We start from the raw sequence: 14,378 nt of genomic DNA, 5'->3' as shown, positions 1-14,378 counted from the left end.
GGATGGCGCTACGCATTGCGGTATTGCAGGAACGCGCTCCCGGCGAGAACCGGGTCGCGCTGACGCCGGAAACGGCGAAGAAATTCGCCGCTCTAGGGGCGACAGTGGCGGTGGAGGAGGGTGCCGGCATCGGTGCCTCGATTACCGACGAGGCCTATCGCGAAGCGGGCGCCGACCTCGGCGAAGCCGCAGCCGTGGTGAAGGATGCCGATATCGTGCTGGGCGTCCAGGCACCCGATGTGGCGATGCTTGCCGGCGCGAAGCCCGGCGCCTGGGTTGCGGCGAGTTTCGATCCGTTCCGCAATGGCGATCTGGTGGCAGCCTATGCCAAGGCGGGGCTCGAGGCACTAGCCATGGAATTCATGCCGCGCATCACCCGTGCGCAGAGCATGGATGTGCTCTCCAGCCAGTCCAATCTTGCAGGCTACAAGGCCGTGCTTACCGCAGCCAACGAATACGGACGGGCGTTCCCCATGATGATGACCGCCGCCGGCACGGTGCAGGCGGCCAAGGTCTTCGTGATGGGTGTGGGTGTCGCCGGCCTTCAGGCGATCGCCACCGCCAAGCGCCTCGGCGCGCAGGTTTCCGCCACCGATGTGCGTTCTGCGACCAAGGAGCAAATCCAGTCCCTCGGCGCCAAACCGATCTTCGTCGAGAATGTCGCCGGGATCGAAGGCGAAGGTTCGGGCGGCTACGCCACCGAGATGAGCGAGGAATACCAGAAAGCACAGGCCGAGCTGGTATCGGGCCATATCGCCAAGCAGGATATCGTTGTCACCACCGCGCTGATCCCCGGCAAGCCTGCGCCGCGCCTGATTTCGGACGCGCAGATCGCCAGTATGAAGCCGGGCAGCGTGATCTTCGATCTGGCAGTGGCGCAAGGCGGCAACGTCGAGGGTTCGAAGCCGGACGAGACGGTTGTGAAGCACGGCGTCAAGATCGTCGGCTATTCGAATACGGCCAATCATCTCGCCGCCGATGCATCGGCGCTGTTTGCGCGCAACCTGTACAACTTCCTCTCTGCCTTCTGGGACAAGGATGCCGGCAAGCCCGTGCTCGACGAGGAAATAGGCAATGCCGTGCGACTGACGCAGGGCGGCAAGGTGGTCAACGAGAGGTTGGCGGCGCAGTAATTACGGACCCGGGGAGGGGCCACGAATGGACTTCATTTCGATCCTGTCGATCTTCGTGCTGGCGTGTTTCGTCGGCTATTACGTGGTCTGGTCGGTCACGCCTGCGCTGCACACGCCGCTGATGGCGGTGACCAATGCCATCAGTTCGGTCATCATCGTCGGTGCGCTGATCGCTGCGGCGGCGGCGGATGTGCCGGGGGCGAAGTGGCTGGGGCTGCTCGGCATCGTGCTCGCATCCGTGAACATCTTCGGCGGGTTCGCGGTGACGGCGCGCATGCTCGCGATGTACAAGAAGAAGGAGAAGAAGTGATGCTTTCTCTCCTTGCAGCTGCGCCTGTTGCACAGGCAGTCGCTCACGGTCCGGTGAACCCGTGGGTGGCGCTCGCCTATCTCGGATCGGGCGTGTTCTTCATCCTTGCGCTGCGTGGCCTTTCCTCGCCCGCGACTAGCCGGACGGGCAACCGCTTCGGCATGATCGGCATGCTGATCGCGGTCGTGACAACGCTGGTGACGCATTTGCCTATCAAGGTATCGTGTCCCCCACCGGGAAGCCGGTTCGGCTGTTCCGAATACCTCACTCCAATGACTGATTGGGCGTCGCTCGGCGAAATCCTGATAGCCATCGCCATCGGCGCGATAATCGGCATCACAATAGCCCGCCGTATCGCCATGACCGCGATGCCCGAACTGGTCGCCGCGTTCCACTCGCTCGTCGGCCTTGCCGCGGTGCTCGTGGGCTGGGCGGCCTATCTCAATCCGGGCGCGTTCGGGCTGTTGACCGACGCGTTTATGCTGTCGGGGACGGAAGTATCTCCAGGAGCCACCGACTATGTGAAAACGCAGGTCATCAGCCCGGTCAGCAAGGTCGAAATGGGGCTCGGCATCGCCATCGGGGCGATCACCTTCTCCGGCTCGGTCATCGCGTTCGCCAAGCTGTCGGGGCGGATGAGCGGTTCGCCGATCCTGCTGCCCGCGCGGCACATCATCAATCTCGGCACACTCGCGGCCATCATCGTGCTGACCGCGCTCTTCGCCATGGCGGGGCCTGCCGAGACCATGCCGTTGATCGTCGCGCTGACGGTGCTCGCCTTTCTCATCGGCTTCCTGCTCATCATCCCCATCGGCGGGGCGGATATGCCGGTCGTGGTTTCGATGCTGAACAGCTATTCGGGCTGGGCCGCGGCGGCGATGGGCTTCACGCTCGGCAATACGGCGATGATCATCACCGGCGCGCTGGTCGGTAGCTCGGGCGCGATCCTGAGCTACATCATGTGCCGCGCGATGAACCGCAGCTTCATTTCCGTGATCGCGGGCGGTTTCGGCGCCGACGACAGCGGCGGTGCCAGCGGCGAGGCGAGGGAGCAGCGTCCCTACAAGCAGGGCAGTGCAGCCGATGCGGCCTTCATGCTCGAACAGGCGGAAAAGGTCATCATCATACCCGGCTACGGCATGGCGGTGGCGCAGGCGCAGCATGCCCTGCGCGAAATGGCCGATGTCCTCGAAGAGAAAGGCGTGGAGGTGAAATATGCCATCCACCCCGTCGCCGGACGCATGCCCGGGCACATGAACGTGCTCCTCGCAGAAGCGCAGGTGCCTTACGAGAATGTCTTCGAGCTTGAGGACATCAACTCCGAGTTCGCGCAGGCCGACGTCGCCTTCATCATCGGCGCGAACGATGTGGTCAATCCGGCAGCCAAGACCGACAAGTCGTCGCCCATTTACGGCATGCCCGTGTTCGATGTGGACAAGGCCAAGCAGGTCTTCTTCATCAAGCGTTCGATGGGCGGTGTGGGCTATGCCGGGGTCGACAACGACGTCTTCTACATGGACCAGACGATGATGCTGCTGTCCGATGCCAAGAAGATGGTCGAGGAAATCGTGAAGGCGCTCGACTGACCATGAAGCGCATCGTGGTCATCGTCGTTCTTCTGCTCCTCGTCGCAGGCGTCCTCTGGGCGACCATCGGGGGCGGGTTTCAGGGCTCCGTAGAAGATCGGCTCGAAGAGGAAATGGTGGCGGCCGGGCTGCCCCAACCGATGGCCGAGTGCCTGGCCGGTCGAATGAGCGAGCGACTTTCGGTGAGCCAGCTTCGGCAGCTCGAGAATCTCCGGCCCGAAGAAGGCGAGGCCGATATTCCGCTCAGCGTGGCCGAGTTTCTCGAACGGGTGCGCCGCGTCGACGACCCCGAGGTGCTGGAAGTTGCCGCCAGCTCTGCCGCAATTTGTGCCTTCGGAGGCGGCTGACACGCTTGCAATCATTCGACCTTGCGGCACAATGGGTTGCAAGGGAGAGACTCATGCACATAACACTGCCGATTGCCGCTGCGCTGCTCGTCACTGCGGCGCCCGCCTTTGCCGCTACACACAACGTCGCCCCGGGCGAAAACGCGCAGCAGGCGCTGCAGGAAGCGCTGATCCTGGCCGAACCGGGCGACGAGATCGTGCTTGCCGAAGGCCGCTATGCGCTGGCCGACGGTCTCAGCCTCGATGTCGACAATGTGATCGTGCGCGGCGCAGGGATGGACGGCACGGTGCTCGACTTCACCGGCCAGCAAGGCTCGGGCGAGGGCATGCTGGTGACGAGCGACAACGTCACCCTGCGCGATTTCGCATTGGAGAACCCCAAGGGTGACGGCATCAAGTCCAAGGGCGCCGACAACATTGTCTACCACCGTATTCGCGTGACCTGGACCCGCGGCCCGCATGCAGAAAATGGCGCCTATGGCATTTATCCGGTCGAGAGCACCGGCGTATTGGTGGACGGGGTCAAGGTCACCGGCGCATCCGATGCGGGCATCTATGTCGGTCAGTCGAACGGCATCACGGTGCGCAATTCGATTGCCGAGGCGAACGTTGCCGGGATCGAGATAGAAAACAGCCGCAATGCGCTGGTCGAGCACAATGTCGCGACCCGCAACACCGGCGGAATTCTGGTGTTCGACCTGCCCGATCTGCCGGTGATGGGCGGCGGGAATGTGGTCGTCGCGAACAATCTCGTCGTCGCCAACGATACGCCCAATTTCGCTCCGCCGGGCAATATCGTCGCGGGCGTGCGCCGCGGCACCGGCATTCTGGTCATGGCCAACGACAAGGTGCTGATCGAGAACAACATCCTGTCGAAGAACCCGACCGCGCCGATCATGGTGATCGCCTATACCCAGAGCTTCGAGGATGAGCGGTACAACCCGCTCCCGCGCGAAGTCGTTGTGGGTGAGAACCTGCACGATGGCGGCGGATACGACCCGCAGCTCGAAGGGGCTGAGATGCTGCTCGGTGCGTTCGGGGGCGAGCTTCCGCCTGTGCTGTGGGATGGTTTGGGATCGCTGGCAGCGGTCGAGGGCACTTCGGGATGGAGTCTCAATCTGACCGAAGCGGGCAAGGGCCTCGACGGTGCGCAACCCGGGCCTCTGGCGGTCTCGGCGCCGTCTGGCGAATTCGACCGCAGCGGCATCGGCGCACCGGCCGAACTGGAGGCACGGCTGGGCGGATGAGGGCCGCGATCGCCTTGTTTGCAGCGGCGAGTCTGGTGCTGGCCGGCTCGGTGGCGGCGCGCGCGGATTTGCTCCAGCCTGACAGTGCGCGCGAGGTGGTGAATGACGATGCGGTTCTGCAAGGCATGCCGAAGGCGCTGTCGGAGTTCGGCTTTTTCGTGGACGGGCGAGGGCAAGTGCCGGCGGCGGGCGTTACCTCATACAGGTTGAACACGCCGCTTTATTCGGACGGCGCGGAAAAGCTGCGCTTCGTCTATTTGCCGAACAATGTGCAAATGACGGCGCAGGGCGAAGGGCTGCTCGAGATTCCGGTCGGAGGGGCCCTGATCAAGACCTTCGCTTTCGAATATGGCGGAGAACGGAGGCTTATCGAAACCCGAGTGCTGCTCCATCGCACCGATGGCTGGCTGGCGCTGCCCTATCTGTGGAACGAAGAGCAGACTGAAGCGCGCCTTGCAATCGCCGGGGCTCGAGTCGACCTGACTACGCCGCAGGGCGAGGCGATCAGCTATCGCGTGCCGAACAAGAACCAGTGCAAGGAATGTCACGGCCTTGACGGTGCGGTTACGCCCATAGGACCCAAGGCGCGAAACCTGTCGCATGAATGGCTGGCGGAAATGGTCGCCGGAGATGATCTCGACAGCGTGCCGGACGGAGCGGACCGGTTCCCGGTTTGGGAGAGGCGCGAAAGCGCCGATCTGGAAGCCGCCGCGAGGGGCTATCTCGATGTCAATTGCGCACATTGCCATCGCCCCGGCGCAACCGCATCCAATAGCGGCCTCGACCTGCGATGGGAGCAGCAATCGCTCGAGGTGCTGGGCGTGGGCAAGCGACCCGTGGCCGCCGGGCGCGGTGCAGGGGGCCATCTCTTCGATATCGTCCCGGGCGAACCCGACGCGTCCATCATGACCTATCGCATGGCCAGTTCCGAACCCGGCGTTGCCATGCCCGAACTTGGCAAGGCCACCGTGGACGAGGAGGGGCTCGACATCGTTCGCCGCTGGATCGAGCAGATGGCTCCGTGACATGGATGGTTCGCATCCTCGGCGCGTTGTCGATCGCGCTGATTGCAGCGTTCTTCATTCTGCGGGTGCCCGATACCGATCCCGAAGAGATGGTCGCCAAATATGGCGCTCCGCCTTCGCAGATGCTCGCCATCGATAACGACCGGCGCGTGCATGTGCGCGACGAGGGGCCACGCGATGCGCCGGTTATCGTCTTGCTGCACGGGTCGAATGCCGATCTGCACACCTGGCAGCAATGGACCGATGCGCTGACAAACGAGTATCGCGTGATTCGCTTCGACCAGCGCGGGCACGGGTTGACGGGCGCGGCGCCCGATGACGATTATACGCTCGATAGCTTCGTAAACGATGTCCGAACGGTAGCGGACACGCTCCAAATCGAGCGCTTTACACTGGTCGGCAATTCGATGGGTGGTGCTGTTGCCATGGGATACGCCATCGCCCATCCCGACCGGCTCGACGCGTTGGTGCTGGTCGATGCTGGCGGGGCTCCGATCACGAAGAAGGGTGATGGCAATCTGGCCTTCCGTCTCGCCGCAATGCCGGGGATCGGCAACATCATGAGCCAATTCCTGCCGCGATCATTGATTGAAAAGAGCCTGTCGCAGAGCGTATCCAATCAGGCAGTCGTCACGCAGGCGGCGGTCGACCGATATTGGGAACTCGCGCGTTATCCCGGCAATCGCGCGGCGACGCGTCAGCGCTTTTCAACACCGCGCAAGACTTTCGATGCGGCCGCGATCGAAGGAGTCCGGATCCCGACCCTGGTCATGTGGGGTGAAGAGGACACGCTCATCCCATATGAAGCTGCAGGTTGGTATATGGAGCATTTGCCCAATGCGACGCTCGCCAGCTATCGCGGTATCGGCCATCTGCCGATGGAAGAAGCGTCCGAAGCGAGTGTTGCCGACCTGAAAAACTGGTTGGAGAATACCGGATTATCGGCGCGCTCAAGAACGAAGGAACCGCCTGTTGGGCCGTCCGTTCTAACCCCCTGATGCGCGGCAAAAACCGCGATCGCATGAACAACAGGGCGGACTAAGGACGGAAGCGTGCGCAAGCTCGGAATTATTGGGGGTATGAGCTGGATCTCGACCCGCGCATATTACGAACGGATCAACAAATTCGTGCAGAAGAAGGCCCCGCCGCTGGCGAGCCCTCCGCTGCTCATCGAAAGCCTCGATTACGGACCGATTGCGGCAGCCAAAGCGACCGACGACTGGGATGGCATTGCTTCGGCTCTCGTGGATTCGGCAAGGCGACTTGAATCCGGCGGTGCCGAGGGTCTCGTCATCGCCGCCAATGCGATGCACAAGGTCTACGACCGGTTGGCCGAAGCGGTATCGATCCCTGTGCTGCATATCGCGGACAGTGTCGGCAAAGCGATGCAGGAAGCAAATTGCGAAAGCGCTGCACTGCTCGGTACGCGTGTCGTGATGACCGAAAGCTTCTATCGCCAGCGGCTGGTCGGGTATGGCGTGAACCTGCTTCCGCCAGATCCGGGCGATGTCGAACTGGTCGACGGGATTATCTACAAGGAACTGATGCTGGGCCGCGTCACACGCGATGCCGAACGCGCACTCAAGACCGTCATCACGATGAAGGAAAAGGATGGCGCCGAGGCGATCGTGCTCGCCTGTACCGAGCTGGAAATGGTGGTCGATGCAGATGCAAACGTCCTGCCCGTTTTCGATTCCACCGACATCCATTGCCGCACGATAGCGGACTGGATTCTCGGCTGACGCTTGCGGGCCGCCGAGGCCGGCGATGGTGGCGCACAACCTGCCGAAAACCGGCGAGGTTCGTCTTTCGTTCACGTTGTAGCATCCGGATCGCTGACTTAAGTCTCGCGCCCGCATGGACAGAGCACCCTACGCATCCGATTCCGACGCCAGCCGCGGGCGAGAATTCAAAGAGGAACGCGAGGGTTCGCGCGGACCGCGCAGCGAATTCCAGCGCGACCGCGATCGGATAATCCACTCCATCGCCTTTCGTCGTTTGCGGTCGAAGACACAGGTATTCATCGCGCCCGATGGCGACCACTACCGCACCCGCCTGACCCACAGCATAGAGGTGGCTCAGATCGGCCGGGTCGTGGCTCGCGATCTGGGGCTGGACGAAGATCTGACCGAAGCGCTCTGTCTCGGCCATGACATCGGGCATCCGCCCTTCGGGCATGCAGGCGAAAAAGCTCTCGAGCAGGCGATGGCCCACGCCGGGGGTTACGACCACAACGCGCAGGGGCTTCGCACGCTGGCAAGGCTCGAAAGCCCGTATTGCGACCATGAAGGGCTCAATCTCACCTGGGAAACGCTCGAGGGCCTCGCAAAGCACAATGGTCCAGTTGCCGCGCCAAATTGGGCATTGGCCGAAATCGATCGGGCGTTCTCGCTCGACCTTTCGACATGGCCTTCGCTCGAAGCGCAGGTGGCGGCGGTGGCGGACGACATTGCTTACGACAACCACGATATCGACGACGGTTTGCGTGCCGGTTTTCTCGCGCTCGACGATCTGCTGTCGCTCGACTGGCTGGCCGACCAATGGCGCGCCGTCGAAAAACGCTTTCCGCACGCACCGCGCGATCGGCAACTTCGCGAACTCGTCCGCACCCAGATCGGGCTGATGGTCAACGACCTGCTCACCTACACTCGCGAACAGGTCAATGGCGTAGACAGTGTTGCAGAGGTGCGCGCGGCCGGGCGCCAGCTTGCAGTTTTCTCGCCCGCGATGCTTGAGCAGGAGCGCAGGCTCAAGCGCTTTATGTATGACCGGCTTTACTATCACAAGGAACAGATCGCCACGGCAGAGCATGCTCGCAACGTCATTTCACGCCTGTTCGCGGCATATCAGCAGGATCACACGACGCTGCCCGAAACGTGGCTCGCCTCACTTCCGAAACAGGAACCGCAACGCAGCCGCCACATCGCCGATTTCATCGCCGGAATGACCGATCGCTACGCCATCGACCAGTGCCGCCGCATTTATGGTCATGTGCCCGAAGGCCTCAGCAATGTCTGAGTCCATCCGCATCGGGCTGGTCGGCGCGACCGGACTGATCGGTACGAAGATCATCGAACAGTGTATCGGGCGAGAAGATGTACGCTTGACCGGTATCTCCCGACGCGAGGTTACACTGCCGCGTGGGATCCGCATGGAACTGTTCGTCGCCGAGCCGGCCAATTGGGAACAGGTGATCGAAGCGGTGCGCCCCAAAGCGCTGATCTGCGCGCTGGGCACGACGTGGAAGAAATCCGGCGAGGATGAAGCTGCCTTTCGTGCGATCGACCAACACCTGGTGCTTGAAACCGCGCGTGCCGCCAAGCAACTTGGAGTCGAGCGCTTTGTTCATGTCAGCTCGGTCGGGGCGAATGCCATGTCGAAGGCGCTCTATCTCAAGGTGAAGGGCGAAGTGGAGCGCGAGCTTACCAAGATCCGTTTCGGTCGCCTGGACATTCTGAGGCCCGGCCTGCTGCGCGGAACGCGCGAGGGCGATCGCCGTCCGGCCGAGCGGCTGGGGATCGTTGCGGCACCCATCGTCAATCTGTTCCTGCACGGCAAATACCGACAGTACCGTGGAATCAGGGCAGAGGTCGTGGCGCAGGCGGCGCTGGCTCTCGCCAAGCGGGCAGCGCGTGGTCGCTTCGTCCACGATAACGATGCGATCGAGCGCGCAGCGAAAACGCTGCCCCGGATCGGAAACGAGGCAAGCTAGAGTTCGGGGAGACTTCGGATGTGGCAAACGGTTTTCGGGGCTGCAAACCTGCTTGCGATGATCATGTGGGCTGCCCTCATCTTGCTGCCGCGATGGCCAGCATTGCTCGCGGCAGTGCTCTATGCCGGCATCGGACTGCTATGCCTTGCCTATTCGGTGGGAATCGTCGGCATCCTTTCGGGTGGTTTCGATCCGGTCGGCCCGGGCGGATCGGCCGATTTTTCGACCATCGAAGGCGTGCGCGCAATATTCGCCAGCGATGGCGGAGTGACCATCGGCTGGATCCACTACCTTGCCTTCGATCTGTTCGTCGCCCTGTGGATCGCCCGCAATGCCGACGCAAAGAGCTTTTCGCGACTTGTTCAGGCACCGATACTGCTGGCGACATTCCTGGCCGGGCCGCTCGGTCTGTTCCGCTGGCTGGTGATCCGCGAAAAGCGGGCAAGGGCTGCAGGACGCGGGTAGCAGGGCGAATCGGGTTGCCTGATGCAACCGACATGGCATGATAATCTCAAGGCTGATAACAGCGGAGAGGATTCATGACCGGAACGCCCAAGCTCACATTCGACGAGCTCATTCGCCACTGGGCCGACGAAAAGCCCGATCGGGTCGCGCTTGAACAGGACGGAGATGCGCTGACCTTCGCCCAGCTCGAGGAACGGTCGCGCCGCATCGTGGCCATGCTGCAAGCGCATGGTCTCGGCAGGGGCGACAGGATCGCATGGCTCGGCAAGAATGCACGGCATTACTTCGAGCTGTTCTATTCGGCCGCGCGCATCGGGGTGGTGATGGTCCCGATCGGCTGGCGTCTCGCCGCGCCGGAAATTGCCTATATCCTTGGCGACACCGGGGCGAAGATTCTGTTCACGGACGAAGGGTTCGACGAGCTTGCCGCCAAGGCCTGTTCCGAAATGAAAAGCCCGCCCGAAGTGATCGGTACGGCGGCGGCAAAAACCGAAATCGCTGCCGCGCCTGCCGATGATTTCGTGGGGGCTGGACCTAACGATGCCGTTCTTCAACTCTATACTTCGGGCACGACCGGCAATCCCAAGGGCGCGGTTCTTACCAACGCCAACCTGTTTTCGCTGCGCGCGCCCGCCGAAGAAGCCGCGCAGCCATGGTCGCAATGGGCGGAGGACGAGGCGATCCTGATTTGTATGCCCTGTGCCCATATCGGCGGCACGGGGCTGGGGATCATGGCGCTGGCCGCGGGTGTTCGCGGGATCGTGCAGGCCGAATTCACGCCCGACGGCGTTCTGGATGGGTTCGAACAGGGTATCACCCGCCTGTTCATCGTTCCCGCAGCACTTCAAATGGTCGTTCATCACCCCCGCGCGAGAACCACCGATATGTCGGGGGTGAAATACGTCATGTACGGTGCCGCGCCGATCCCGCTCGACCTCTTGCGGGAAGCGGTACAGACCATTCCGGACGCCGGTTTTCTGCAATGCTATGGCATGACCGAGACGACCGGCACCATCGCGATGCTGCCGCCCGAAGATCATTGTCTGGAGGGCAATCGACGGATGAAATCGGCGGGCAAGGCGGTGCCGGGCGCGGAGCTCAAAGTCGTCTGCGAAAACGGCGAAGAACTGCCCAGCGGTGAGGTTGGCGAGCTCGTCTGCAAGAGCCCGTCCAACATGATCGGTTACTGGAACCTTCCCGAGGCGACGGAGGGCGCACTCAAAGATGGCTGGATGTATACTGGCGATGCCGCCTTCATGGACGAGGATGGATATGTCTACATCCAGGACCGGATGAAGGACATGATCATATCGGGAGGTGAGAACGTCTATCCCGCGCAAGTGGAGAGCGCGATCTACGGCCACCCGGCCGTTGGCGAATTAGCGGTGATCGGGGTGCCGGACGACACCTGGGGCGAGGCGGTCAAAGCGTGTGTCGTGCCAAAGCCCGGCGTGGCATTCGACCCGGACGATGTCATCGCGTTCACACGCGAACGTCTGGCCGGGTTCAAGGTGCCGAAGACCGTGGATGTCATTGCGGAAATGCCGCGCAACGCCAGCGGCAAGATCCTTCGCCGGGAACTGCGCGCGCCCTATTGGGAAGGGCGCGACAGGCAGGTCAATTGAAGCGGCACGCCCCTGCCACCGCCCGTAATTCGGACCCGCTCGCAGAAGTTCTGGGCAAGGAGCTGCCAGAGACGGGGCTCGTGCTCGAGATTGCCAGCGGCTCCGGAGAACATGCCGTCTTCATGGCACGTCGGTTTCCCTCGCTGGTGTGGCAACCAAGCGATCTCGACACGGCAGCATTGGCTTCGGTTGACGCCTGGGCCGAAGAGGCCGGCCTTGCCAACTTGCGTCCGACGATCGAGCTTGACGCGACGCTGGACGAGTGGCCGATCGAAAACGCCGATGCGATGGTGTGCGTGAACATGATCCACATCAGCCCATGGCGGGCGACGATCGGCTTGTTTGCAGCGGCCAATCGAATTCTACCGCCTGAAGCACCGCTGATTCTTTATGGGCCATTCACCGAACCCGATGTCGAGACGGCACCTTCGAACGTTGCCTTCGACGAAAGCCTAAGAGCACGTAATCCGGCCTGGGGATTGCGCGACGTCGCCGATCTGGACGATCTCGCGCAAGCAAACATGCTATACCGAGCCGCGCGCTATCCCATGCCGGCTAACAATCTTACGCTGGTTTACAGGCGCGCTTTACGGCACAAATAAAAACGCCCGCCGAGGAGCGGGCGTTTTCTATAATGTTGTTCCGAGGCCTCAGGTCTCTTCGTCGACAGCGTTTGCAGCAGACTGGAGATCGTCGCCGGCACCGCGGACGGTGTTGCATGCTGCAGCAGTCAGCGTCATCGTGGTAATTCCGAGTGCGAGCAGGATTTTCTTGATCATGTCTTTTCCTTCCCAATAGGCTCCCCGCTAGGGTTCCGGAAAAGGAAACGGTAGAAAATGCAAGCGGTTCCCGTGCCGATTGAACCTGATCGATCACGTGCCCATATGCACGCGCCGTGGATGAGCCCGACTTTCTCCTGTTCGCCAGCGATGCCGAGCTTGCCGCCTATTGGGGAGGTGCGCTCGTCTTGATGGCGTTGCTCTGCATGTTCATGGAGCGCCGGAGGATGAACCGCAGCGAGATCAACCGGGTCGGCTGGATGCCGTGGACCGGACTGTTCCTGACATTTGCCGTGATCGGGGGCGGATTGCTTGCAATGGCCGTTCCGGCAATGCTGCAAGGATAATCGGGGCCTTTACAGGCACGCCTCGAGATATGCCTGATCGAATCCGAACTGGCGGGCCTTTTCCAACGTGTAGGGCCGCAGGCCCGAGCTGCGGAATTCGCCCATGATCTTGCCGTCGTCGCTTTCGTCGAGATACTCGAACTTGAACAACTCCTGGGTCACGATCACGTCGCCTTCCATTCCGATCACCTCGGTGATGTTCGTGGTGCGGCGCGACCCGTCGCGCAGACGTTTGACCTGAACGATCAGGTCGACCGATTCCGCGATCTGGCGCGAAATGGCCTCCTTCGGGATCTTGATGTCGCCCATCAGGATCATGTTTTCCATACGGCCGAGGCATTCGCGCGGGCTGTTGGCGTGCAGCGTACACATCGAACCGTCGTGGCCGGTGTTCATGGCGGCGAGGAGGTCGAAACATTCCGCGCCGCGAATTTCGCCCAGGATGATGCGGTCGGGGCGCATACGCAGGGCGTTCTTGACGAGGTCGCCGATGGTGATCGCGCCTTGGCCCTCAAGGTTCGGCGGACGCGTTTCGAGCGGGAGCCAGTGCGGCTGCTGCAGGCGAAGTTCGGCGGCATCCTCGATAGTCAGCACGCGCTCGCCCGGGTCGATCATCTTCGACAGTGCGTTGAGCATGGTCGTCTTACCCGAACCCGTGCCGCCCGAGATGACGATGTTCATGCGGCAAGCGCCTGCGATCTTGAGCGCGGTGCACATCTTCTCGCTCATCGAACCGAAGTCCTTGAGCATGTCGAGCGTGATCGGCTTTTCGGAAAACTTACGAATAGAGATCGCGGTGCCGCGTAAGCTGAGCGGCGGCACAATGACGTTTACACGGCTACCGTCCTTGAGGCGGGCGTCGGCCAGTGGTGTGGTCTGGTCGACGCGGCGACCGACCTGATTCACGATGCGTTGGGCGATCTGAAACAGGTGTGTTTCGTCGCGGAACTTGATCGGCGCAATGACCAGCTTGCCCTTTTTTTCGATGTAGGTCTGGTCGGGCCCGTTGACCATGATGTCCGAGACGTCGGGATCGTTCAGCAGTTCTTCGAGTGGACCAAAGCCGAGCAACTCGTCGACGAGGACCTTTTCGAGCGCGAACTGTTCGCGGCGGTTGAGGGTGACCTTGAGTTCGGCCAGCACTTCCATGATGATCGGACGGAATTCTTCCGACAACTCGTCCTTGGTCAACGTTGCTGCGGCTTCCGGGTCGACGCGTTCGAGCAGGCGGGGGAGAACCTGCTCCTTGATCCTGTGGATGCTTGCCTCGAACCCGCCGACCTCGCTTTCACCCGAATGGGTGGAATTCATGCGCTCGTCGAGACGTGACATCGCATCGCCGAGCGAAGGGCTGCCGACTCCCGGAGCAGGTATATCGCTCTCCGGGATCGGGGGGAATTGTTCACCGCCGACCGGTTGCTCAGACTTGGCCGATGCAGGTGCCGGAGCGCCGCCCCGCATGGGTTTCGCAACACCGAATTGCGGACGTGCACCGGCACCCATTCCTGCCGGTCCGTTTTTCCGTCCGAATGCGCTCATTGTCGGTAACCCCCGAGGAGACTCATCTTGATTGCGCGCGGATTCAGCCGGCAACCGGCAAAACCTGCGTCTCGAAGAGTGGTGAATAAGTCGGAAACCTTGTTTTTTCCTTAATCGAGCCTCTGCTGGAGAGGTGCGTTTTCGAGCGTTTGCGACTGCAGGAATTCGACGATCGTGGAACAGCAGTGGTCTGAGCCCGAAGTTTCTACCATTTACGAGTAGAGCCTTGGGCCGTTTTGATGCCCGTGCTTGGGCGTGATGGC

Annotated in this window: 16 protein-coding genes; 14 read left to right on the top strand and 2 right to left on the bottom strand. The window is 61.9% G+C overall.

Going from position 1 to position 14,378, the window contains the following annotated elements:
- The first annotated feature begins 2 nt into the window (after positions 1 to 2).
- The 13 genes from K3174_RS14170 (at position 3) to K3174_RS14110 (ending at position 12,052) form a co-directional block, all read left to right on the top strand.
- Positions 3 to 1,133: an NAD(P) transhydrogenase subunit alpha gene (locus K3174_RS14170; protein ID WP_221559763.1), complete on the top strand. Its 1,131-nt coding sequence runs from the start codon at positions 3 to 5 to the stop codon at positions 1,131 to 1,133.
- Positions 1,134 to 1,158: 25 nt separating this feature from the next.
- A complete protein-coding gene (locus tag K3174_RS14165; RefSeq protein ID WP_006833497.1) occupies positions 1,159 to 1,443 on the top strand; it encodes an NAD(P) transhydrogenase subunit alpha part 2 in 285 nt (94 codons plus the stop codon).
- Positions 1,443 to 3,029 (top strand): NAD(P)(+) transhydrogenase (Re/Si-specific) subunit beta, encoded by a 1,587-nt coding sequence (locus K3174_RS14160; protein WP_221559761.1) that lies wholly within the window; start codon positions 1,443 to 1,445, stop codon positions 3,027 to 3,029. Before K3174_RS14165 ends, K3174_RS14160 begins: the two co-directional genes overlap by 1 nt.
- Before the next feature lie 2 nt (positions 3,030 to 3,031).
- The gene (locus tag K3174_RS14155) at positions 3,032 to 3,376 is read left to right on the top strand and encodes a hypothetical protein (protein ID WP_221559754.1); all 345 of its coding nucleotides are present in this window, start codon (positions 3,032 to 3,034) and stop codon (positions 3,374 to 3,376) included.
- Positions 3,377 to 3,429: 53 nt separating this feature from the next.
- Positions 3,430 to 4,623, top strand: a complete 1,194-nt coding sequence (locus tag K3174_RS14150; protein ID WP_221559752.1) for a parallel beta-helix domain-containing protein — start codon at positions 3,430 to 3,432, stop codon at positions 4,621 to 4,623.
- The gene (locus K3174_RS14145; RefSeq protein WP_221559750.1) at positions 4,620 to 5,648 is read left to right on the top strand and encodes an SO2930 family diheme c-type cytochrome; all 1,029 of its coding nucleotides are present in this window, start codon (positions 4,620 to 4,622) and stop codon (positions 5,646 to 5,648) included. The genes K3174_RS14150 and K3174_RS14145 overlap by 4 nt, the downstream gene beginning before the upstream one ends.
- A gap of 5 nt (positions 5,649 to 5,653) precedes the next feature.
- Positions 5,654 to 6,646 (top strand): alpha/beta fold hydrolase, encoded by a 993-nt coding sequence (locus tag K3174_RS14140; RefSeq protein WP_247712207.1) that lies wholly within the window; start codon positions 5,654 to 5,656, stop codon positions 6,644 to 6,646.
- Between the two features lie 54 nt (positions 6,647 to 6,700).
- Positions 6,701 to 7,390, top strand: coding sequence for an aspartate/glutamate racemase family protein (locus K3174_RS14135; RefSeq protein ID WP_221559745.1), 690 nt, complete (start codon positions 6,701 to 6,703; stop codon positions 7,388 to 7,390).
- A gap of 115 nt (positions 7,391 to 7,505) precedes the next feature.
- Positions 7,506 to 8,666 carry a deoxyguanosinetriphosphate triphosphohydrolase gene (locus K3174_RS14130; protein ID WP_221559744.1) on the top strand — a complete coding sequence of 387 codons (1,161 nt, stop codon included), beginning with the start codon at positions 7,506 to 7,508 and terminating at the stop codon, positions 8,664 to 8,666.
- Positions 8,659 to 9,360 carry an NAD(P)H-binding protein gene (locus K3174_RS14125; protein WP_221559742.1) on the top strand — a complete coding sequence of 234 codons (702 nt, stop codon included), beginning with the start codon at positions 8,659 to 8,661 and terminating at the stop codon, positions 9,358 to 9,360. The genes K3174_RS14130 and K3174_RS14125 overlap by 8 nt, the downstream gene beginning before the upstream one ends.
- An 18-nt stretch (positions 9,361 to 9,378) precedes the next feature.
- Positions 9,379 to 9,825, top strand: a complete 447-nt coding sequence (locus K3174_RS14120; RefSeq protein ID WP_221559740.1) for an ABA4-like family protein — start codon at positions 9,379 to 9,381, stop codon at positions 9,823 to 9,825.
- 74 nt (positions 9,826 to 9,899) lie between these two features.
- Entirely contained in the window at positions 9,900 to 11,450 is a 1,551-nt protein-coding gene (locus K3174_RS14115) for a fatty acid--CoA ligase (protein ID WP_221559738.1), read from the top strand.
- A complete protein-coding gene (locus K3174_RS14110; protein WP_221559736.1) occupies positions 11,447 to 12,052 on the top strand; it encodes a DUF938 domain-containing protein in 606 nt (201 codons plus the stop codon). Before K3174_RS14115 ends, K3174_RS14110 begins: the two co-directional genes overlap by 4 nt.
- Before the next feature lie 48 nt (positions 12,053 to 12,100).
- Here the strand turns inward: K3174_RS14110 and K3174_RS17025 are convergent, their stop codons facing one another.
- Complete coding sequence (locus K3174_RS17025; RefSeq protein ID WP_282099725.1) at positions 12,101 to 12,229, bottom strand: hypothetical protein; 129 nt, start codon at positions 12,227 to 12,229, stop codon at positions 12,101 to 12,103.
- A gap of 116 nt (positions 12,230 to 12,345) precedes the next feature.
- Here K3174_RS17025 and K3174_RS14105 point away from each other — a divergent pair, with 116 nt between their 5' ends.
- Entirely contained in the window at positions 12,346 to 12,576 is a 231-nt protein-coding gene (locus K3174_RS14105; protein ID WP_221559734.1) for a hypothetical protein, read from the top strand.
- A gap of 9 nt (positions 12,577 to 12,585) precedes the next feature.
- On the opposite strand, the gene K3174_RS14100 is transcribed toward K3174_RS14105, so the two are convergent.
- Entirely contained in the window at positions 12,586 to 14,115 is a 1,530-nt protein-coding gene (locus tag K3174_RS14100) for a TadA family conjugal transfer-associated ATPase (RefSeq protein ID WP_221559732.1), read from the bottom strand.
- Positions 14,116 to 14,378 lie beyond the last annotated feature (263 nt).

Origin of the sequence: Qipengyuania qiaonensis (genome assembly GCF_019711515.1) — a bacterium.
GTDB lineage: Bacteria > Pseudomonadota > Alphaproteobacteria > Sphingomonadales > Sphingomonadaceae > Qipengyuania > Qipengyuania qiaonensis.
The sequence above is the reverse complement of the archived record's forward strand: the minus strand, read 5'-3'. Positions and strand labels throughout refer to the sequence as shown.